The sequence below is a fragment of the Sorangium sp. So ce590 genome, assembly GCF_051521365.1.
Classification (GTDB): Bacteria; Myxococcota_A; Polyangia; order Polyangiales; family Polyangiaceae; genus Sorangium.
The window spans coordinates 11,769,521-11,790,681 of the sequence record NZ_CP150346.1 but is presented as its reverse complement, the minus strand read 5'-3'; the positions used below and the strand labels follow the sequence as shown (position 1 = coordinate 11,790,681).

Below are 21,161 nucleotides of genomic sequence, written 5' to 3'. Positions count from 1 at the left end.
CGCTGCTCTGAAGTCCGCTCCACGAAAATAGGTTTCGGGGGCGACCGAAGAACCGTCGCCCCCAACTTATCCACAGGTCTCACAGCGAGGACTCGCCTCCAACTCCTGGAGATCTCTATGTTATTCTGAATGTAATCGAAGGGCGTGTCGACTTTTCAACAGTCCGCCCACGTCCACTTCGTCCTCGGAAAATCGTCCGCATGCCTCCACAGAATGCGGGTCGATGGTACGGCCCCACTGCACCGGCGCTGGGCTCGGCCTCAGCCGAGCACACCGATCGAGGTGGGGGTGCAACCGTCGCGTCGAGGTCCATTGCATTGGAAGACAGATCGGCACAGCCGTCCCCCATACCGCCTCACAGAGCTCGGTAGCCCGCAGCGCTCCTTTCGGAGCCACCCTTTGGAGGACCCGGTGCGGCACAGGACCGCCCCGAGGACGAATCCGAGGTAGCACCGGGTGAGTCCGGGCGTCTATCCCCAACTGCGAAACTCGATTCAAGTATCGAATATAACTGGTGTAAATTCAGTCCGTGGCGCACTGCGAAAAAAGCTTCGCGGCCGCCTCGCTCTGGCCCTCGGACACAAGGCGCCAAAACCCCCGACGCGGGTCGGTGATTTTCACGACGCGCTCACGATTGCAGAGCAAAACCCGCTCATCTCGTCGTCAAGAGGCTAAAGTGGGCTAGTTTTCCAGCTTTTTTAGAAATGCGGAGGTCGTCCAGCACAGAACGGCCGGCCGGGAGCCATTTTCGGGGGCCGAGAATTTGCCCCCAGGGCCCCGGTCTGGGGTATGGCGAAGCGATGTCGTCGGGGATCTGGTTGACAAGAGGGGCACGCCTCGCTCATCGGCCGGAGCGGCCGTCGGGCCGGTCGGCGAGCGCCGCGCGGGCCAGGGCCTTCTCGGCAGCCGGCGCGCTCGCGCTGGCCGCGGCCGCGGGGCCGGCGGCGGCCGAGGAGCTGCCGCCCCAGCTCGCCTACGCCTACGGCGAGAACGAGACGCCCCGCGCGGCGGCCCTCGGCGGCGCGCTGCGCGCCCTCGGGAACGGGACCTCGGCCGTCTTCCTGAACCCGTCCGCCATGGTGGAGACCCGCGTCTACCACCTCCAGGCGCTCTTCCAGGGCAGCCCGGAGGCCGGCCGGCACACCTACGGCGGCGTCGTCGTCGACTCGGTCACAGGGAAGCTCGCGGGGGCGATCTCCTTCGTGGGCGGCTTCGTCGACGGCGACGGGATCGACCGTTCGTTCCTCGACGCGCGCGCGGCCCTCGCCTACCCCATCACCGAGCGCCTCTTCGTCGGCGTCACCGGCCGCTACGCCAAGATCACGCAGGACGGGACGCTGCGCGAGGGGGGCCTCGGCGACAGCTACGTCTCGCGCGGGCTGCGCGAACGGGAAGACGGAAAGGTCGTCGGCCGGCACGCCTTCGTCGACGAGTTCACGTTCGACGCCGCCCTCACCGTCAAGGCGACCGACAACCTCTTCATCGCGGCCGTCGGGCAGAACCTCTCCTACCCGGGCCACGGGCTGCTCCCCACGACGGTCGGCGGCGGCATCGGGTTCGGCACCGACGACCTCTCGATCGAGGTCGACGGGCTCGCCGACCTCAGCTCCTACCGCGACACCACCTACCGCCTCATGGCGGGCGGCGAGTACCTCGTCGCCGATCACTTCCCGCTCCGCGCCGGCTACCGCTTCGACCAGGGCGCCGGCCAGCACGCGCTGTCGCTCGGCGCCGCCTACGTGGGCCCACAGTTCGCCGTCGAGGGCGCCGTGCGGCGGGCGCTCGCCGGCGGCGGGCCCACCACGTTCGTTGTCGGGCTCTCGTACCACCTCGAATCGAGCGGGCTGACCCGAGCGACGTCCGACGGCTTCTAGTTCCGCCGCCCTGACGGCGCCTCCGGCGCGCGGCGGCGGGCGCGAGCGCGTCGGCGCGGCCCGACCGCAGACCGCCGCGCCCGCGTCGAGGCCCGCCTCCCTCTTCTCGCCGCGCCGCGCCTGCTCTAGGTCGGCCCTACGTGCTGTGCCTGACCCTACCGACCGATCCACGCTGGGCTGACGTGGCGCTCGCCGACCTGCCGGCGCTCCTGACCGACCACGCCCACTGCGAGATGAAGGCGGCCTCCAACGCCCTGTCCCTCGCCGCGCGCTGGCCGTCGATCCCGCGCCTCGCGCGGGCGCTCGTCGATCTCGCCGAGGAGGAGCTCCGGCACTTCCGCGCGCTGCTCGACGTGATCGAGCAGCGCGGCCTCGCGCTCGGCAAGCCGGAGACCGACGTCTACGCGAGCGAGCTGCGCAAGGCGGCCTCCAGCACCTGCGCGCGCAACGCGAAGGCCGCGCTCATCGATCGGCTGCTCGTCGGCGCCCTCATCGAGGCCCGCTCCTGCGAGCGCTTCCGGCTGCTCGCCGACGGGCTCGCGGCGCGCGCGCACGAGCTCGCGCCGCTCTACGAGGAGCTCTTCGCGTCGGAGGCCCGGCACTACCGGACCCTCGTCGACCTCGCCGTCGAGATCGCCGGCGACGAGCGCGCGACGCGCGGCCGCCTGGCCGAGCTCGCGCGCGCCGAGGGCGAGATCGCCGGGCGGCTCGGGACGGCACCCGCGGTGCACGGGTAGGTGAGCATGGACATCGATCTGATCCGCCTCGATCGGGACGTCGCTCGGGCGGCGCGCGCGTGGCGCGCGGCGCTCGGCGACCTCACCCGGCGCGGTCCGGCCCCGCCCGCCGCCGACAAGGACAGCCCGAGCGCCGCCGAGGCGAGGGCCCGGCTCGAGAACCCGCTCGATCCGTTCCGTCGCGTCAGCGCGCGGACGACCTACCTCGAGCTCACCGGCAAGACCCCCGGCCTCGGCGCGGAGCTCGGGCTCGCGAGCCCGGCGTCGCCCGCCGCGCCGGACCCGACCGGCCTCGCCGCCCCGCTCGCGGACTGGGTCTACCTGCTGACCCTGGAGCGGGTCGTCTGGGCCGATCGCGTCCGGCTCGCCGCCGCGTGGCACGCGGCGTCGCTCACGATCGACCTGCCCGAGCCGGCGCGCGTGTCGCCCCACGAGGCGCGGCTCCGGCTGCTCGCCGACCCGACCGACGCCGGACGGAAGACCTTCGCCGAGGTGCTCGCCCGCGGATCTGGAGCGGTCGCCGACGCCGCCCGCGTCCTCGTCGAGCGGAGGCACGAGGCGGCGCGGCTGCTCGCGGAGGACGGCCTCCGCGCCATCGAGATCCCCTGCGATCCTCCGGGCGCCGCGCTCGGCGCCGCCGAGGCGCTGCTCTACCGGACCGAGCCGATGCTGCAGCCCGAGCCGACCTGGTACGGCGCGCTCGGGCGCGCCGTGGGCCGCGACGCCGCGTCGGGGTGGCCCGCGCGGCTCAGCCCCCGGTGGATCGAGGAGCTGTTCCGCCCGACGAAGCTCACCGAGGGCCTCGCGATCGATCTCGGACCGCTGCCGCGCCCGCTCGGCGCCGCCTCGTTCGCGCGCGCGCTCGCCCGCTTCGGCGCGGCGCTCGCGCTCGCCTCGGGGCGCGGACCGTTCGCGCTCGCCCACGCGCCGTTCGATCTCCGGCGCGCGCGCCGCGCCGCGCTGTTCGGCGGCCTCGTCGCCGATCCCGTCTTCTGCGCCCGCGCGCTCGGGCTCGGCCAGGGCCGCGCGCTCGATCAGGCGCGCGCGACCGCGCGCAGCCTCCTCCTCTCGCTCCGCCTCGACGCCGCGACCGTGGCGCTCGTGTTCCGCTCCGGCCACGACGGGGGCCACGACGGAGACGGGCACGTGCTGCTCCGGGCCTCGCGCGACCGCAGGGATCGCTTCGAGGAGGCGACCGCGCGCGCGATCGGCGCGCCGATCCCGGGAGCGCTCGCCGGCGTCGTCCCGGCGCTCGATCCCGGCGCGGCCACCCGCCTCGCCGGGGCGCTCCTGGCCGCGCGCGATCGGCGCGACCTGATCGAGCGCTTCGACGAGGACTGGTTCCGCAACCCGCGCGCGGCCGAGGCCCTCCGCGACGAGGACAGCGCGCCGCGCTCGCCGACGTCGAGGCGCGCCGGCGAGGCCGATCTCGAGGCGGGCCTCGGCGAGGTCTTGCGGTCGCTCGCGAGCCTCTAGCCGATCGTCTCCTCCCACGCGCGACGAATCGCGCGCGGCGGGGAGGCGTGCTCGCGCCGACGAGCGAGCGCGGCGCGCGGCGAACGCCCGCGGTTCGCGAGCGCGGCGCGCCTCGACGAGGCGGGCCCCTCCGCCCTGCCGAGAGCCCTCCCACCTTTGGCCGAGAGCCCTTCCAGCTTTGACTGACACGTGCTAGGTGCCGGCTCGCGAAACCGCCCCTCCCGGGGGGCGCGCGCGGCGCGCGGCTCCCGCTGCGCCGCCCTCGTCGCCGAACAAGCACCCGTGAACCCGAACGCAATGCACCCTCTCCTCGCGTCCGGCGCCATCGCCGTCGACTTCGATCTGACGTTCCTTGCGCAGGTCGTCCTGTTCTCGACGTTCATCGTCGTGCTCAAGCCGCTGCTGTTCGATCCGCTGCTCCGCGTCTTCGAGGAGCGCGAGCGGCGCACCGACGGCGCCAAGCGCGAAGCGCGCGAGATGGACGAGCGCGCGGGCGAGCTGCTCACCCGCTACGAGGCCGAGATCGAGCAGGTCCGGCGCGAGGCCGGGGTCGAGCGCGAGCGGCTCCGCGCCGAGACCGCGAAGATCGAGGCGCAGATCATGACCGAGGCCCGCGTCGAGACCGCGCGCATCCTCGAGGATGGCAAGGCGAAGATCGCGGCCGAGGTCGCCCGCATGCGCGGCGAGCTCGCCGCCGCCCAGCCCGCGCTCGCCGCGGAGATCGCCGCCAGCATGCTCGGCCGCGAGGTGCGCCAGTGAAGAACCCGCTCCGCCGCTCATCGCTCGCCCTCGGCCTGGCCGCGGCGCTCGCCGCGGGCACGGCCCTCGCGCAACAGCCGGCCGCGCAGCCGGCGCTGCCCCCCGGGCACCCGCCCGTCGGCGGCGCGGCCCAGCCGGCCCAGCCCGGGGCAGCCCAGCCGGGCTCGCCGCAGGTGCTGCCCCGCCCGCGCGATGCGCAGCCCGCCCGTCCGCTCGGTCCGGGCGGCCGCCCGCTCCCGCCCGGCCACGGGCTCCGGGCCCCGCAGGGCAGCATGCAGCGCGCGCGCCCGGCGGCGCCGCCGGCGCCCGCGGAGCACGCGTCGCACGGCGAGGAGCACTGCCCCGGGCACGGCCCGACCGATCCGCCGCCGCACGTCAACTGGTGGCAGGGCCTCATCGGCGTGAACAACGAGGCGGCCGCCAAGGGCGGCATCAACTCGCTGCTCTGGCGCTACAAGAACGAGAAGAACCCCTGCGACCCGAAGAACCAGCCGCCGCCGTTCCTCGCCTCGGTCCTGAACGTCGGGCTGCTCGGGCTCATCCTTGTCCGCTTCGGGAGGAAGCCGATCGCCGAGGCGCTGAAGAAGCGCAAGCAGACGATCATGCAGGAGCTCGACAACGCGTCGCGCCTCAAGCAGGAGGCCGAGAAGCGGCTCGACGACTACGAGGACAAGCTCACGCGCCTCGAGGAGACGCTCGCCGAGCTCAAGGCCGAGCACGCGGCGCAGGCCGAGCTCGAGAAGGCCCACGTGCTCGCCGAGGCGGAGCAGCGCCGGGTCCGGATGCGACGCGACGCCGAGTTCCGCATCGATCAGGAGCTCAAGTCGGCGCGCGCCATGCTCCTCCAGGAGGCGGTGCAGAGCGCCGTCGGCGCCGCGGAGGCGCTGCTCCGGCAGCGCGTCGGCGCTGAGGACCTCGATCGGGCCAACGAAGAGTACCTGAAGGCCATCCCCGCGGCCGTCTCCGCCGGCGCGGCCCGCGGAGCCAAGACCACCGGAGCAGCGATATGAGCTACGAGTCCGTCGCCCGACGCTACGGTCGCGCGATCTTCGAGATCGGCAAGGAAACCGGCACCCTGGCGTCCCTCGCCCGGGAGATCGGGGACGCCAGCGCGACGTACGCGGCGAGCGAGGAGCTCCGCCTGGTCCTCGACAACCCGCTCATCCCGGAGGCCCAGCGCGAGGAGCTGCTCCGCGAGATCGGCGCCCGCGCCGGCTTCTCGGACGTGACGAAGAACACCCTGCTCCTGCTCGCGCGTCGCCGGCGGCTCCCGGCGCTGCCCGAGATCGCCCGGCAGCTCGCGCTCCTCGTCGATCGAGAGCAGAACCTCGCCCGGGCCGTCGTCACGAGCGCGGGCCCGCTGAGCGACGGTTACCTCGACCGCCTCCGGGGCGAGCTCGAGCGGGCCACCGGCAGGAAGATCTCGATCATCCACAAGCAGGATCCCTCGCTCATCGCGGGCGTGGTCACCCAGATCGACGATCAGGTGATCGACGGCAGCCTCCGGACCCGGCTGTCGGCCTTCCGTGACAACCTGCTCCGAACCTGAGGGGGACGCGAGCGCGCGCCCCTGTTTCACACGAGGTCGGGGCTCGGCGTTCGCCGCCCCCTTGCCTTGACGACGTTGATTCCGAAGCCCAAGCGTCTCCGGAAAGAGGACTCCGCATGCAGCTCCGCGCCGAAGAGATCTCTCAGATCATCAAGAAGCAAATCCAGAACATCGACAAGGCCGCTCAGGTCACCGAGACGGGCACCGTGCTCACGGTGGGCGACGGCATCGCCCGCGTGCACGGCCTGAGCCGCGCCATGGCCGGCGAGCTCGTCGAGTTCACCGGCTCGGAGGGGGGCAGCCTGATGGGGCTCGTGCTGAACCTCGAGCAGGACAACGTGGGCGCCGCCATCTTCGGCGATACGAGCCTGATCAAGGAGGGCGACTCCGTGAAGCGCACCGGGCGCATCATGGAGGTGCCCGTCGGCGAGGCGACCCTCGGGCGCGTCGTCAACGCGCTCGGCATGCCGATCGACGGCAAGGGGCCGCTCGACACGAAGGAGCGCCGCCGCGTCGAGGTGAAGGCGCCCGGCATCATCCAGCGCCAGCCGGTCACCGAGCCGATGCAGACCGGCATCAAGGCGATCGACGCGATGATCCCTGTCGGCCGCGGCCAGCGCGAGCTCATCATCGGCGACCGGCAGGTGGGCAAGACCGCCGTCGCCGTCGACGCGATCATCAACCAGAAGGGCAAGGGCGTCATCTGCGTCTACGTCGCGATCGGCCAGAAGCTGTCGACGGTGCGCCAGGTCGTGGACCGGCTCGATGCGCACGGCGCGCTCGAGTACACGATCATCGTCGCCGCGACGGCGAGCGAGACCGCGCCGCTCCAGTTCATCTCGCCGTACACCGGCGTGACCATCGGCGAGTACTTCCGCGACAGCGGGCGCCACGTGCTGTGCATCTACGACGACCTGTCGAAGCAGGCCGTGGCGTACCGCCAGCTCTCGCTGCTGCTCCGCCGCCCGCCGGGCCGCGAGGCGTATCCGGGCGACGTCTTCTACCTCCACTCCCGGCTCCTCGAGCGCGCGGCGAAGATGGCCGACATCTTCTACGTCGTGGCGAAGGGCACGAAGATCGAGGGCGGCGACCCGGCGTACCGCGGCGTCGATGGCAAGGCGCACGTCGGCGCGCACGGGATGCACTCGGCGAAGGACTCGCTCTGGAAGACGGTCGACGCGGCCGTCTTCGAGAAGCTCGAGCTCGCGCGCAAGGAAGAGAAGAAGGACGAGATCAAGAAGCTCGAGCAGCAGCTCTCGGACAAGGCGAAGGCGAGCGACTACGAGATCGTCCGCGATCCGAAGTCGGGCGGCTCGCTCACGGCGCTGCCGGTCATCGAGACGCAGGCCGGCGACGTGTCGGCGTACATCCCGACCAACGTCATCAGCATCACGGACGGGCAGATCTTCCTCGAGGCCGACCTCTTCTACTCCGGCGTCCGCCCGGCCATCAACGTCGGCATCTCGGTCAGCCGGGTCGGCGGCAACGCGCAGATCAAGGCGATGAAGTCGATCGCCGGGACGCTCCGCCTCGATCTCGCGCAGTACCGCGCCATGGCGGCGTTCTCCCAGTTCGCCTCGGATCTCGACGCGAAGACGCGCGCGCAGCTCGAGCGCGGCGCGCGCCTCACCGAGATCCTGAAGCAGGGCCAGTACGTGCCGCTCGCCGTCGAGAAGCAGATCCTCATCATCTACGCCGGCACGCAGGGCCTGCTCGACGACCTGCCGGTCAGCTCGCTCGCGCGCTTCGAGGACGAGCTCTACAAGTTCGTGGACAGCAAGCACGCCCAGATCTTCACGGACATCCGGGAGAAGAAGGTCCTCGACGACGACCTCAAGTCCCGGATGACGAAGGCGATCGAGGCCTACAAGAAGCGGTTCGTGATGGACGCGAGCGGCGCGAAGGCCGAGGCCGCGGACGAGGCGAGCGACGAGGACGAGCCGCAAGCGCCCAAGGCGAAGTCGAAGAGCGGGAAGAGCGCCTCGAAGGCCAAGGAAAAGTAGGCAGCCGTGCCCAGCCTCAAGTCCATTCGCAAGCGGATCTCGAGCGTCAAGTCGACGCAGAAGATCACCCGCGCCATGAAGATGGTCGCGGGCGCCAAGCTCAACAAGGCGCAGCTGCGCATCACCGAGCTCCGGCCCTACGCCGTGAAGGTGCAGGAGGTGCTCTGGCAGATCACGCGCGACGCCGTGGCGGCTGCCGCGGCGGAGGCGGGGACCGGGGCGGAGGGCGAGGCGAGCGCGCTCACGGGGAGCGACGGGGCGCCGCATCCGCTGCTCGTGGCCCGCCCGGAGCGGCGCGTGCTGCTCCTCGTGCTCACGAGCGACCGCGGCCTCTGCGGCGCCTTCAACACGAACATCAACAAGCGCGCCGAGCGCGAGTGGAAGAGCCGGACCGAGGCCGGTCAGGAGGTCCAGCTCGCGATCATCGGCCGCAAGGGGCGGGACTACTTCAACCGCCGCAACGCGCCCATTCTCGAGTACCTGCCCGGCGTCTGGGACAAGCTCAGCCTGGAGACGGCCCAGGCCGTCGGCGCGAAGCTCCTCGCCCCGTTCAACAAGAACGAGGTAGACGCGATCTACCTCGTCTACAACGAGTTCAAGAGCGCCATCACGCAGACGGTCGTCGTCGAACGGCTCCTGCCCGCCGGCGGGCCGGCGCAGGAACAGAAGCAGGAGCAGGGAGGCGAGGGCGGCCACGCCTCGCCCTCCGGCACGACGTCGGAGTTCCTCTACGAGCCGGACAAGGGCGCGCTCCTGGAGCGGCTCGTCCCGATGTACCTGGACATCTCGATCCTGCGCGCGCTCTACGAGTCGATGGCCAGCGAGCTCGGCGCCAAGCTCACGGCGATGGATGCCGCGAACAAGAACGCCAAGGAGATGATCGACAGCCTGACGCTCGAGTACAACAAGGCGCGGCAGGCGGCGATCACCAAGGAGCTCATGGAGATCATCGGCGGCAGCGAGGCGCTCAAGGAGTAGCGCCGCGCGCCTTCGGCCCTGCGAGGGGCCCCTGACGGCCGCCTCGCGCGCGCATGGCCAGCGGCCAGCGCGCGACCGGCTGGTCTCTCGGGGCCTCGCTCCGTCCCCTTTCACCCCAGCGCCCGCTCCTCGGCTACCCAGCGCCGGCCGATCCTTGCACGGCCAGCACTGGCCGAGCCGGTCGGGCGGCCCCATGGTGTCGGTCCCGTGCTTCAGCCCATCAACGCCGATCATCCGGAACCGCGCAAGATCGCGCGAGCGATCGACCTCATCCAGAAGGGAGAGGTCATCGGCTACCCGACCGACACCGTCTACGGGTTCGGGTGCGACCTGATGAACAAGCAGGCGATCGAGCGTGTCTACCAGATCAAGGGGATGCGCCAGAACAAGAACCTGGCGTTCATCTGCCCCGATCTGAGCGACATCGCGCGCTACGCGATCGTCGAGAACCAGGCGTACCGCATCCTCAAGCGCTTCCTGCCCGGGCCGTACACGTTCATCCTCCCCGCCACGCGCGAGGTGCCGAAGTACGTGCACCTCAAGCAGAAGACGGTCGGCATCCGGGTGCCGAACCACCCGGTCGCGCTCGCGCTGGTCCGCGCGCTCGGGCGGCCGCTCATCAGCACCACCGCCGCGCCCCCGGGCGAGGATCCCATCATCGATCCCGGCGAGATCGACGACCGGTTCCCGGGGCTCGCGCTCGTCCTGGACGCGGGGACCGGCGGGTTGGTGCCGACGACCGTGATCGACCTGAGCCAGGGCGACGTGCAGGTCGTCCGCGAGGGCGCGGGGCCGATCGACGATCTCGTCTGACGAGGGGCCGCGCCCGGCGGAGATCCGGACCACGCGGCGCTCAAGGGGTCGCTGCGACGCTCCGGCGGGGCCGCGGCGCCGGCGCCACGTTGCGCGCGTCGAGGTGGACGCACCGGTCGTTGCAAAGCTTGATGCAAGCGTTGAAACGGCCTTCTCGAACGCCGAGAGGGCCATCTCGAGCGTTGAAGTCGATGGCTCGGCGCCAAAGTGGGCCATCTCAAGCGTTGAAATGCACGCCTGGATGCCAGAGTGAGCCATCTCAAGCGTTGAAATGCGCCACTCGGTGACCGAGCGGGCCATTTCAAGCGTTGAAGCCGGCGTCTGCGCCTCCGGGGACGGCCTTTCAAGGGGAATGGCGCCGCGGCGGCGCGCGGTTCGGGTCGCTTCACGCCCTTCGGCCGCTAGGGCACCGCGCCGTCGCGCTGCGCCGCCGGGACCTCGTACACCTCGTAGGCGACCCCCTCCCGGTCGAGCCGCTCCCGCGCCGTCGCGAAGGCGAGCGGGCTCCGGTCGCCGCCCACGAAGCGGCGGCCGAGCCGCGCCGCGGCGATGAGCGTCGTGCCGCTGCCGCACATGAGATCCGCGACGGTCGCGCCAGGCGCGGACGACGCGCGGACGATGCGCTCGAGCAGCCGCACCGGCTTCTGCGTGGGGTAGCCGGTGGCCTCGCGGCGCAGCGGGGTGTTGGCGACCATCCCGGGGATGTCGGTCCACACGCTCCCGAGCCGGCGGCCCTCGTCGGCGTAGTACCGGTACGCCTTGCCGCCGAGGACCCGCTCGCGATAGAGGCGGCCGTCGTCGTCGCGGTGCTTGAAATGCATCGCGAGGCTTGTCTCGGCGAAGGGCTCGCGGAGCGTCGGATCCGCGGCGTTGTAGACGACCTGGCCGCGCTCGCTCGCGGCGCGGGCATAGAGGAGGATCGTCTGGTGCGTGACGGAGAAGCCGCGCGCGCCGCGGCCGCCGTTGCCCGGCGCCCAGATGATCTCGCCGAGGAACGCGCCGCGGCCGAAGAGGCGATCGCACGCGACCTTCGCGTCGTGCACCGCGCGGTGATCGAGGTGCAGGTACAGCGTCGCGCCCTCGGTCATGCGATCGCGGATGGCCTCGAGGCGCGGGGCGAGCATCGCGACGAGCGCATCGGCGCTCGCGCGATCGTCGTACGCGTCGGGGCCGCTCTCCGGCCTGCGCCGCCCGCGCGCCTGTCCGCGCGCCGCCCGCGCGGTCATCGTCGTCCCGACGCCGAAGGGAGGATCGAGGTAGACGAGATCGAACCGCACCTCGGCGGGGAGCGCGGCGCAGACGTCGGCGGCGTCGCCAAGCGCGAAGAGGTGGCTCACAGCGCGCTGTCGGGAGCCGCCACGCGGGAGCCCGCGGCGGCGCCTCCGGGCAGGAGGTCGTCGAGGAGCGCGGCGGCGAGGTCGTCGTCCGACGGCGCGACGAGCTGCGGGACCGCAGGGAGCCACGGCCAGTAAGGGCCGCCGCCGAGGCAGCCGGACAGGAAGTCGTCCGGCGCGCACGCGACGCGGAGGTGGATGTGATCGGCGTGCGCCGTGCTGTCGCCCGGCTGGAGCAGCACGCTCTCGGCATACCAGATGAGCTCCGGGTCCTCGTCGAGCGCGCGGGCGTACTCGATGATCAGCGCCTCGATCCAGCGGGCCAGGAAGAGCCACTGGACGTGCGCGTCGGGAGAGCGGACGAGCGACTTCACGAGCAGCCACTGCCGCTCGACGTCGAGGCGGACGTACCCGCCTGCGCCGGACGACGCGGGAGCCGCGGCGTCGTCGCCGAGCCGCGCGAGCCCGTCCGGCCCGAACTCGACGAAGCCGGGCGAGCGCACCGGGCGACCGTCCGGGGTGAGCGCGTACAGCAGGAGATCCGCGTCGCGCCCGGTGCGGTGGGAGCGGTGCCCCCGGGTGGCGCCGCCGTGGCGCGCGGAGAGATCGCCGACGAAGAGCGGCTCGCCGCCAGGCCGCGCGCGCGCCACCTCGGCGGCGGCGCGCTGGACGGCGGCGACCAGCCCCGCCGTCCCCCACCGGACGCCGTTGCTGCGGAGCAGGCGGTAGCCCTCGCCGTGCCTCGGCAGCTCGACGGCATCGGTGATGACGCCGTGGTGCGGGACGCCGATCGAGCCGCGGAGCGCGGGGGCGAGCGGCGTGGGCGAAGCGCCGACGCAGGCCGCGCAAGAGAGCGCGACGAGCCCGAGGAGGAAGGTGGTGAAAAGAGCACGGCTGGGCATGACGAAGATCGGACGCGCCTTCGGCCCCCGCCGCGCCGGCCCGCGCTGGAGGCCCGCGGCGACGCCCCGGCGTCGCTCTCGCCGGCGATACCCCCGCCGGCGCCGGAGGGAAAGTTCTCGTGGATGCGGCCCCGCCCGCCGCGCCCGCGCGCTCCGGATCGACAGCGGAAGCCGGGCCGGACCGGCGCGCTCCGGCGTCGAGCAGGCGCGCCACCCCCTGCCCTCACGCCGCGATCAGCGCTAACACGCACCGCCCATGGAGCCAAACCACCGCGCCCCCCCGGGGAACACGAGCGCGGATCGCCGCCCGCCCACGTCGGATCGACGCTCGCCCACGCCGACGCCGGATCGACGCCCGGAGGCGAAGGACGAGCCCGAGGGCGTCGCCTGGAAGGGGGCCCTCGCCGTCGCGCTCGCCGTCGGAGGCCTCGTGGTGTGGCGCGCCTGCTCGACGCCGGAGCGCACCGCGAGCGACGCCGCCGCGGCGCGCGGCGCGAGCCCCGCGGCGAGCGATCCGGCCGATCCCGCCGCGACGCCGCAGCCGGCGGCGCCGCGCTGCGCGGCCGCGAGCGCGGCGCCGTTCGTCATCGGCGACGCGCCGCCGCCCGCGCGCGGGCCCGACGGCGCGGGGGGCGGCGCGGTGGACAGCGCCGAGGACCTCGCGCCGTTCGCCGTCGAGGTCGGCCGCGGAGCGGCGTTCGCCGGCGGGTTCGCCGTGGGCGCCCAGCGGGAGGCGGAGGGCGGGACCGTCGCGATGGTGGCCACGCTCTCGGCCGACGGGACGCAGGGAAAGCTCATCCGGCTCGCGCGATCGCGGGGCGACATGGATCCTCCGGTCGTCGCCGGCGCGGGCGGCGCGATCCTCGCCGCGATGCTCGAGCCGAACGCCGGCGGGCGCGCCATCAAGGTCGCCAGGGTCGAAGGGGAGCACGTCACCTGGGGGGCCGAGCTCGCCGAGGGGCGGGACGAGTCGCTCGCGCTCGACATCGCCGCGTCCGGCGAGCGCGCGGTCATCGTCTGGGACGACGTGACCCGCGACGGCAAGCGGTCGCGGATCATGCTCGCGTCCGCCGACGTGGGCACGCTGCGCTCCGTCACCTCGGCCCGCCCCGTCTCCCAGCCGAGCACCGACGCGGAGATGCCGCGCGTGCTCGGCCGGCCGGGCGGCTACTGGCTCGCGTACATCGCGCGCGCCGAGGAGCCGGCGCGAGAGGCCCCGACCGAGCCGAGCGACGTCAACGAGGACACCGCCGCGGCAGGCGAGACGATCACCCACCAGTGGCTCGAGGTGGTCCCGCTCGACGAGACCGGCGCGCTCACCGCCACGCCGCGCGCGGTCACGCCCAGGGACGGGCACGTGCTCGCGTACGACCTGACGCTCAGCGACGACGACGGCCTCCTCCTGGCCTTCCGCGACGACGACACCCCGAGCGGCTCGATCGGAGGACGCATCAGCGCCGTGCTGGTGCGGCTCGGCGGCGCGAGCGAGCCGCGCGTGATCGTCGGCGGCGCGGGCGAGCAGGACGGCCCGCCCGAGGCGGCGCTGGGCGTGGGCGCCGGGGTGCCGGCGCTCCTCGCCAGCGCTCGAGGGTCGGGCCCCGGCGGCGCGCGCGAGGGCGCCGCGGCATGGCTCGCGATCGCGAACGCCTCCGGGCCGACGCAGCTCGCGGCGCTCACCGCGAGGGGCGAGCTCGCAGACGGGCTGCACGCAGAGCCGGCGCTCGGGCGCGGCGAGCCCATCGCGGCCTCCGCAGAGGCGCTGCTCGTGGCGCACCCGGCCGGAAAGGCGATGAAGCTCGGTGTGCTGCGCTGCACGGTGACAGCGCCATCCAACAAGTAGACCCGCACCGGATCGGCAAGCGCGGCGTCGCTCGAGAGGGCACCTGGACTGTGGATTGAGAGCGGGCGGATGTGTAGCATCCGCTGCGGTGGCCCACGGTGATGATCCGCAAGACGGAGCGTCGCGCCGACCTGGCTTCCCTAGCTTGCCCGGAACGCCGGACGAAGCTGGCTGGGAAGCCAACGCCGGCAACGCTCAAATGACGCGCGCAAGCGCGCAACCTCATCCGGGCGCGAAGACGCTGCTCGTCGGCACAGGCACGCCGAAGCTCGGCGCGCTGCCGAACGCGAACGCGCCGCCGGAAGGCGAACCGCCGGCTACCGCGACCCCGCTGCCGAGCGCGGCGGCGGCGACCGCGACCCCGCTGCCGAGCGCGGCGGCGGCGACCGCGACCCCGCTGCCGAGCGCGACGGCGACCGCGACCCCGCTGCCGAGCGCGACGGCGACCGCGACCCCGCTGCCGCGCGCGACGGCGACCGCGACCCCGCTGCCGAACGCGACGGCGACCGCGACCCCGCTGCCGAACGCGACGGCGACCGCGACCCCGCTGCCGAACGCGACGGCGACCGCGACCCCGCTGCCGAGCGCGGCGGCGACCGCGACCCCGCTGCCGCGCGCGACGGCGACCGCGACCCCGCTGCCGAGCGCGACCCCGCTGCCGAGCGCGACGGCGACCGCGACCCCGCTGCCGAGCGCGACGGCGACCGCGACCCCGCTGTCGCCACCGAACCCGCCGGCAGGTGCGAGCGCGCTGCCGCCACCGAACCCGCCGCCGCCGCCGCCGAGCGCGCCGCCGCCGGGACCGAACCGGACGCCGGTCCCGAGTGCGGCGCCGGCAGGACCGAGCAGGCCGCCGCCGCTGATCCGCCGCAAGGACGGCAGCGTCGCCAGCGGCTCGATCCCGCCGCCGCTGGCGCCGCCGTCGAGGCCCCCGCCGCCGCTGCCGAGCGGCGCGCCCAGGGCGCAAGCGTCGGGACCCGGCTCCAGCCGTGCCGGCGCTCCGGTGTCCGCGTCCCGCGAAGAGCTGCCGCCGCCGGCCCGCTCGCCTCGAGTCCCGGCCCAGCGCCCGCCGAACCCGAACCGCACCGCGACGCAGCCCGCGGGCAAGCCGGCGCCGAGCTCCCAGCCGGGCGTACCCACCCAGGCATCGCCGGCGACCGTCGCCTTCGACGCAAGCACGACGCCGATGCCCATCTCGGTCGACCCGACCGCGACGCCGTTGCCCATCTCGGTCGACCCGACCGCGACGCCGTTGCCCATCTCGGTCGACCCGAGCTCGTCGCCCACGCCCATCTCGGTCGAGTCGATCGAGCCGATCGCGGCGCCGGACCCGCCCGCGCCGCCCGCCGCGCCCGCGCCGCCCGCCGCGCTTGCCCCGCCCGCGCCGCCCGCCGCGCTTGCCCCGCCCGCGCCGCCCGCCGCGCTTACCCCGCCCGCGCCGCCCGCCGCGCTTGCCCCTCCCGCAGCGCCCGCGCCGCCCGCAGCGCCCGCCACGCTCACGCCCGCCGTCCCGCCCGTCCAGCCGTCTCCGGCGACGGCGCGCTCCGTCGCGAGCGCGCCGCTCCCCGCGACCCCGCGCTCGGCCGCGAGCGCGCCCGAGCCGCCCCCGCAGAGCCCGCACATCGCGGCGCCGGACCTCGTCACGGAGCTCCAGCAGCGCGCCGAGCAGCGCAAGGGCAGCGATCCGATCGGCGCGGCGCGCGCCCTCGTGGAGCTCGGCATCCATGAAGAGCGCGTGCTCAGAGATCCCACCGCCGCGCGTCGGTCCTACGAGCAGGCGCGGCAGCTGTCCCGCAAGCTCGAGCCCGCGCTCTCGCGGGTCCATCGCCTGCTCGACACGCGCACCGAGCTCGCCGTCGCGCTCGAGGTCGTCGAGGACAAGCTCCGCGTCGCCGAGACCGACGCCCTCCGGGCCGACCTCCTCGCCGAGCGGGCGCGCCTGCTCCAGGCGCTCGGACGGACGCCGGAGAGCTGCGACGCCTTCACCGAGGCGCTGCGGCTCGTCCCGCTCCACGCCGCGTCGCTGCGCGGGCTGGAGATCGCCCTCCGTCGCGAGAGCGCGCGCGGCACCGAGCAGGCCGCCAAGGACCTCGCGGTGCACCTCGATCGCCTCGCCGACGCCTACGCCCCCGGGCGCGGACGGCCGGACGGCGACGGCCAGCTCACCGCCTGGGTCCACGTCGAGCGCGCCGCCGTGCTCGATCGGAAGCTCCACAGGCCCGAGCTCGCCCTCGCGTCCCTCGAGGGCGCGATCGCGTTCGATCCAGGGCCCGGCCCCGTGCGGGAGGCGCTCCGCCGTCACCTCGTGCACCACGACGGCATCGTCGGGCTCGTCGGCGCGCTCTCCCTGGAGGCCGAGCACGAGCGCGACGACGAGCGCGCGTCGCGGCTGCTCTACACGGCGGCGCGGCTGCTCATCGACAAGATCCGCTCCCCGGCCGACGCGGTGCCCCTGCTGACGCGCGCCTCCGCGCGCGCCCCGGCCGGCTCGCCGACGGCGCGGCGCGTGGTCGGCGAGCTGATCCGCCTGCTCGAGGCGAGCGGCGCCCTCGAGCTCGCCGCCAGCGTGCGCCAGAAGGAGCTCGCGCTCCTCACCGACAACGAGGCGATCGTCCACGAGCACGTCCGCCTCGCGGAGCTCTACGACACCCTCGGCAACGCGACGCAGGCCGCGCTCCACGCGACGCGCGCGCTCGATCTCGATCCCGAGGACAGCTCGACGCGGGAGCGGCTCGACCGCGCCCTCCAGCGCCTCGGCCACCACGCCGAGCGCGTGGAGGTGTGGACCGCCGTCGCCAACGCGGACCGGCCCACGCACGTCCGCGTCGCGGCGCTCCTGCGCGCCGCGGACATCTCCGAGCACCACCTGAAGCGGCGCGACGAGGCGCTCGCCATCCTGCGCGCCGCGTGGGCGATCGACCCGGGCAACAGCTCCGTCTTCGACGCGCTCTCGGCCCTGCTCGCGCCGGACCCCCTGGCCGTCGAGGAGGATCCGCGCGGCGTGCAGGCGCGGCTCGACCTCTACACGCAGGCCGCCGGCGCGACGGACGACCCCGCGCGCAAGATCGGGCTGCTCGAGAAGCTCGTCTCCATCTGGGAGGACGAGCTCGCCCAGCCCGCCCGCGCCGTGGAGGAGATCGAGAAGATCCTCGAGATCGACCCGGAGCGGCGCGCCGCGATCCTCGCGCTCCAGCGCAACGCCGCGCGGGCAGGCGACGCGCAGCGGCTCGCGCGCGCGCTCTGCGCCGAGGCCGATCTCACGGAGAGCCCGGGCCAGCAGCGCAGGCTCCTCCTGCGCGCCGCCGACGTGACCGAGCTCCGGCTCGGCGATCGCGACCGGGCATCGGCCCTCGTCGACCGCGCGCTCGCGATCGATCCGTCCGATCCCGACGCCCTCCGCGCGCGCGTCCGCCTCGACGAGCGCGCCGGCCGGTACGAGGAGGCGCGCCGCGCGCTCCTCAAGCTCATCCAGCGCGATCCCGCGACCGACGCGGCGTTCAGCCTGTGGCTCGAGGTCGCGTCGCTCGACGAGCGGCGCCTCAAGCGGCCGCACAGCGCCGTCGAGTCGTACCGGGAGGCGGCGCGGAAGCGGCCCTCCCACCCGCTGCCCCGGATCGAGATCGCGCGGCTGCTCCGCGAGACAGGCAACTACGAGAAGCTCGTCGAGGTGCTGAGCTCTCTCGCCGACGAGACGCAGCGGCCCGACGACCACGCCCGGCTGCTCTTCCAGGCGGCCGAGGTGCAGGAGCTCGCGCTCGGCCGCGATCAGGACGCGCTGCGCCTCCTCGCCCGCGCCGACGCCGCGCTCGCCAGGAGCCAGCCCGATCCGGCGATCCTCGACGCCATGGAGCGCATCTACGTCCGCGCTGGCGGCGCCGGCTTCGGCGTGGGCCTCGGCGCGCCCGCGGCCCAGCGGCCGGCGTCCGGCGCGCGCGCGGCGTCCAGCCTGCCGGGGATGTCCCACTCCATGATCGCGAGCGAGCTCGCGGGGCTGTACGCGCGCTGGCTCGAGCGCAAGCCGCCGGCGCTCGTCGATCACGCGCTCAGGATCTCCCTTGCGCTGGTCCTCGCCGAGAACAGCCCGCGCCAGGCCGTCGAGATCCTGGAGGGGCTCGTCGCCGTCGTGCCGAACCACGTCCCCGCGCTCCGCATGCTGGAGCAGCTCTACCGGCTCCTCGAGGCGCCGACGTCGCTCGCGACGGTCCTCCGCGCCGAGGCCGACGTGTTCACCTCCACGATCGCGCGCGGCGGCGCGCTCTGGGAGCTCGCGTCGCTCGAGGAGCAGCTCGGGCCGGGCGCCGCGCTCGAGGCGCTCGCGCGCATCGTCAAGGAGGCGCCGCGGGACGCGGCCGCGCACCTGGCGATCCTCCGCATCGCCGGCAAGGACGGCCCCTCCGATCCAGCCGGAGCGCGGGTGCAGGTCCTCTTCGCCAGCGCCATCCGCGACAGCCGGGAGCTGACGACCGACCCCATCGCGCGCGCCCTCTACGGCATCGAGGAGGCGCTCCTCGCGGAGGCGCAGGCCGACGCGGACCCCGCCGCCGCGCACGCCGCCCTCGCCGGCTTCCGCGGCGCGCTCTCGCTGTGGCCGGAGAGCCTCCTCGCGGCCCGCGGGCTCGACCGGCTGGCGCAGCGCCTCGGCGACCGCGCGGGCGTGGTCACCGCCCAGCTCGCGCTCGCCGACCTCGTCCTCGGGGAGCCCGCGCGCGCGATGCACCTCGTGCGCGCGGCGGAGCTCACCGCCGGCGACGCGTCCCCCGAGGGCGCGGCGCGCGCGCTCGAGCTGTACGAGAGCGCGCTGCGCGCGGATCCGGGCTGCGTCGCCGCGGCGCGCGCGCTCGCCCAGCGGCTCGCGGGCGACCCCCACCGGCTCACCGACCGCCTCGGCGAGGCGCTCGGCAAGGCCGCGGGCCGCGAGGCGATCTCGCTGCTCGGCAGCGAGATCGCCCGGTCGGTGCTGCAGCACCAGGGCCGCCCGGGCGCGATCGACCCCGGCGTGGGCATCGCGGCCGTCCGGCGCGTCATCGCGACGATCCCGAACGACGCGGCGGCGCTGCTCCTCCTCGCCCGGCTGCTCACCGCGCAGCGCGTCTGGCTGGAGGCCCGCGACGCCCTGAAGCGCGCCGTGGCCGCGGCGACCGACGCCGAGACGAAGATCGCGGCGCAGTTCCTGATCGCCGATCTGTACGAGGGGCCGCTCGCGAACCCGGCGCTCGCGCAGGACGCGCTCCAGGCGGTCCTGTCGATCGACGCGCAGCACCGGCCCGCGCTGGAGCGGCTGCACAAGCTCGGCGTCACGCGCGGCGACCACGCGCTCGCGCTGCGCGCGCTCGGGCGCCTCGTCGAGCTCTCGCCCGACGCGGGCGCGCGCGTCGAGGCCGACCTCCGCCTCGCCGACGCCTACCGCGACGCCGGCGACACGGCGGGGATGGTCCGCACGCTCTGCGACGCGATCGTGAGCGCGCCGAGCGGCGACACGCGCGGGTGGACGGCGCTCGCCCGCCTCTACCGCGTCGAGACGAGCGAGGGGGCGGCGGCTTACGCCAAGGCGCTCGCGCAGCTGCTCGAGCTCGCCGGGACCCGCCGCGTCCCGTTCGATCCGCGCTGGCTGACGACGCTCGGCCTGCTCGAGTCGACCCTGCTCGTCCGGCCGCGCGACGGGCTCGCGCGCCTCCAGCAGGCCGTCGCGCTCCCGGGCGCCCCGCCGGAGTCGCGCACCGCCCTCGGCCGCGGCCTCGAGGCCGCGGGGCGCAACGCGGAGGCGGTCCAGGTGCTGCGGGACGTCCTCACGGCCGACCCGGAGGTCATCACGCGGCTGCCGGACATGGGCCCCGCGCTCGCCGCGCTCGAGGCGGCGCTCGCCAAGGACGGGCGCGCCGAGGAGCGGGTCACCGTGGAGGAGGTCCGCGCCTGCCTCGGCGAGGTGACGCCCGATCGCATGCTCCGGCTCAGGGGCCGGCGCGTCCCGTCGGAGGCGCCGTACGCCGGGGCCTTCGCCGGCCCCGAGATCGGCCGGCTGCTCCTCCCGGAGGCCCGGAGCTCGTGGATCGACGTGGCGCTCGCGATCGCGCCGATCGTCGCCAAGGCGATCCGCTTCGAGCTGAGCAACCTCGGCGTCAGCTCGCGCGAGCGGATCGGCCCGCGCGACAACCACCCGACGCGGCAGCTCGCCGAGCGGATCGGCCGGGCGCTGGGCATCGAGGCGTTCGAGCTCTACCTCGTCCCCTCGTGGCAGGGCGCCGCCCGCGTCTTCCCGGGCGATCCCCCTGCCCTCGTCGCGCCGACCTCGTTCACCGAGCTCCCGGAGCTCGAGCAGACCTTCGCGCTCGCGCGCCTCTTCGCGCGCGTCGCGGTCGGCTTCACGTTCCTCGACGAGATCCCGGCCGAGGCCACCGACGGCCTGCTGCTCGCGTCGATCCGCACGATCGATCCAGGCTTCGGCTCGGGCGCCGTCTCGCCCGCGCGCGAGCACGCCGCCCAGCAGATGCTCCCCGGCGTGCAGCGGGCGATCGGCCGCCGGCAGCGCAAGATGCTGGAGGAGGTCGCGTCGACCGTCGCCGTGTCCTACGACGCGCGCGCGTTCGTCATCGGCCTGCGCCGGAGCGAGTACCGCATCGGCTACCTGCTCTGCGGCGACGCGCTCGCCGCGATCGACTACCTCCGCCGGTACGATCGCGACATCGCCCGCTCGACCGAGGAGCCGCGCCTGCTCCTGCAGCACCCGGTGTCGAACGAGCTCCTGCGCTACGCGCTCTCGGCCGACGCCTACACCGAGCGCCGCCGCGCAGGCTCGGTGTGGCCAGCCGTGTAGACGTACTCACCAGCTCATCTGCAACGACAGCAGCGCACACACATCGCGCCTCCCGGGCTCGGTCCGCTGCGTCTCTCGCATATTT

The 21,161-nt window shown here is 74.3% G+C and carries 14 protein-coding genes; 11 read left to right on the top strand and 3 right to left on the bottom strand.

Features of this window, described 5'->3' with window-relative positions; genetic code table 11:
- Positions 1–800: 800 nt before the first annotated feature.
- From WMF28_RS44805 to WMF28_RS44765, 9 genes are all read left to right on the top strand, one after another.
- The gene (locus tag WMF28_RS44805) at positions 801–1,874 is read left to right on the top strand and encodes a hypothetical protein (protein WP_437599910.1); all 1,074 of its coding nucleotides are present in this window, start codon (positions 801–803) and stop codon (positions 1,872–1,874) included.
- Positions 1,875–2,014: 140 nt separating this feature from the next.
- Positions 2,015–2,611, top strand: a complete 597-nt coding sequence (gene miaE, locus WMF28_RS44800; protein WP_437599909.1) for a tRNA isopentenyl-2-thiomethyl-A-37 hydroxylase MiaE — start codon at positions 2,015–2,017, stop codon at positions 2,609–2,611.
- 6 nt (positions 2,612–2,617) lie between these two features.
- Positions 2,618–4,087, top strand: a complete 1,470-nt coding sequence (locus WMF28_RS44795) for a hypothetical protein (protein ID WP_437599908.1) — start codon at positions 2,618–2,620, stop codon at positions 4,085–4,087.
- A 282-nt stretch (positions 4,088–4,369) separates the two neighbouring features.
- A complete protein-coding gene (locus WMF28_RS44790; protein ID WP_437599907.1) occupies positions 4,370–4,846 on the top strand; it encodes an ATP synthase F0 subunit B in 477 nt (158 codons plus the stop codon).
- Positions 4,843–5,856 (top strand): F0F1 ATP synthase subunit B family protein, encoded by a 1,014-nt coding sequence (locus WMF28_RS44785; protein ID WP_437599906.1) that lies wholly within the window; start codon positions 4,843–4,845, stop codon positions 5,854–5,856. Before WMF28_RS44790 ends, WMF28_RS44785 begins: the two co-directional genes overlap by 4 nt.
- The gene (gene atpH, locus WMF28_RS44780) at positions 5,853–6,395 is read left to right on the top strand and encodes an ATP synthase F1 subunit delta (protein WP_437599905.1); all 543 of its coding nucleotides are present in this window, start codon (positions 5,853–5,855) and stop codon (positions 6,393–6,395) included. The genes WMF28_RS44785 and atpH overlap by 4 nt, the downstream gene beginning before the upstream one ends.
- Positions 6,396–6,511: 116 nt before the next feature.
- Positions 6,512–8,398: a F0F1 ATP synthase subunit alpha gene (gene atpA, locus WMF28_RS44775; protein ID WP_437599904.1), complete on the top strand. Its 1,887-nt coding sequence runs from the start codon at positions 6,512–6,514 to the stop codon at positions 8,396–8,398.
- A gap of 6 nt (positions 8,399–8,404) precedes the next feature.
- Positions 8,405–9,376: an ATP synthase F1 subunit gamma gene (gene atpG / locus WMF28_RS44770; RefSeq protein WP_437599903.1), complete on the top strand. Its 972-nt coding sequence runs from the start codon at positions 8,405–8,407 to the stop codon at positions 9,374–9,376.
- A 207-nt stretch (positions 9,377–9,583) separates the two neighbouring features.
- Positions 9,584–10,189 carry an L-threonylcarbamoyladenylate synthase gene (locus WMF28_RS44765; RefSeq protein ID WP_437599902.1) on the top strand — a complete coding sequence of 202 codons (606 nt, stop codon included), beginning with the start codon at positions 9,584–9,586 and terminating at the stop codon, positions 10,187–10,189.
- 401 nt (positions 10,190–10,590) lie between these two features.
- Here the strand turns inward: WMF28_RS44765 and WMF28_RS44760 are convergent, their stop codons facing one another.
- Together WMF28_RS44760 and WMF28_RS44755 are read right to left on the bottom strand one after the other, a co-directional pair.
- Entirely contained in the window at positions 10,591–11,526 is a 936-nt protein-coding gene (locus WMF28_RS44760) for a DNA-methyltransferase (protein WP_437599901.1), read from the bottom strand.
- On the bottom strand, positions 11,523–12,425 hold the full coding sequence (locus tag WMF28_RS44755) for a penicillin-insensitive murein endopeptidase (protein ID WP_437599900.1): 903 nt from the start codon (positions 12,423–12,425) through the stop codon (positions 11,523–11,525). Before WMF28_RS44755 ends, WMF28_RS44760 begins: the two co-directional genes overlap by 4 nt.
- A gap of 256 nt (positions 12,426–12,681) precedes the next feature.
- Between WMF28_RS44755 and WMF28_RS44750 the strand changes: the two genes are divergently transcribed.
- A complete protein-coding gene (locus tag WMF28_RS44750) occupies positions 12,682–14,265 on the top strand; it encodes a hypothetical protein (RefSeq protein WP_437599899.1) in 1,584 nt (527 codons plus the stop codon).
- A gap of 222 nt (positions 14,266–14,487) precedes the next feature.
- Here the strand turns inward: WMF28_RS44750 and WMF28_RS44745 are convergent, their stop codons facing one another.
- Positions 14,488–15,525 (bottom strand): hypothetical protein, encoded by a 1,038-nt coding sequence (locus tag WMF28_RS44745; protein WP_437599898.1) that lies wholly within the window; start codon positions 15,523–15,525, stop codon positions 14,488–14,490.
- Between WMF28_RS44745 and WMF28_RS44740 the strand changes: the two genes are divergently transcribed.
- Positions 15,452–21,076 (top strand): tetratricopeptide repeat protein, encoded by a 5,625-nt coding sequence (locus tag WMF28_RS44740; RefSeq protein ID WP_437599897.1) that lies wholly within the window; start codon positions 15,452–15,454, stop codon positions 21,074–21,076. The two genes, WMF28_RS44745 and WMF28_RS44740, sit on opposite strands and share 74 nt — an antisense overlap.
- The last annotated feature ends 85 nt before the right edge of the window (positions 21,077–21,161 follow it).

Excerpts from the sequence above, each read along its gene's own strand:
- WMF28_RS44805 (WP_437599910.1), top strand. The coding sequence starts at position 801 with ATGTCGTCGGGGATCTGGTTGACAAGAGGGGCACGCCTCGCTCATCGG.
- WMF28_RS44795 (WP_437599908.1), top strand. The coding sequence starts at position 2,618 with ATGGACATCGATCTGATCCGCCTCGATCGGGACGTCGCTCGGGCGGCG.
- atpH (WP_437599905.1), top strand. The coding sequence starts at position 5,853 with ATGAGCTACGAGTCCGTCGCCCGACGCTACGGTCGCGCGATCTTCGAG.
- atpA (WP_437599904.1), top strand. The coding sequence starts at position 6,512 with ATGCAGCTCCGCGCCGAAGAGATCTCTCAGATCATCAAGAAGCAAATC.
- WMF28_RS44755 (WP_437599900.1), bottom strand. The coding sequence starts at position 12,425 with ATGCCCAGCCGTGCTCTTTTCACCACCTTCCTCCTCGGGCTCGTCGCG.
- WMF28_RS44750 (WP_437599899.1), top strand. The coding sequence starts at position 12,682 with ATGGAGCCAAACCACCGCGCCCCCCCGGGGAACACGAGCGCGGATCGC.
- WMF28_RS44740 (WP_437599897.1), top strand. The coding sequence starts at position 15,452 with ATGCCCATCTCGGTCGACCCGACCGCGACGCCGTTGCCCATCTCGGTC.
- WMF28_RS44745 (WP_437599898.1), bottom strand. The coding sequence starts at position 15,525 with ATGGGCAACGGCGTCGCGGTCGGGTCGACCGAGATGGGCAACGGCGTC.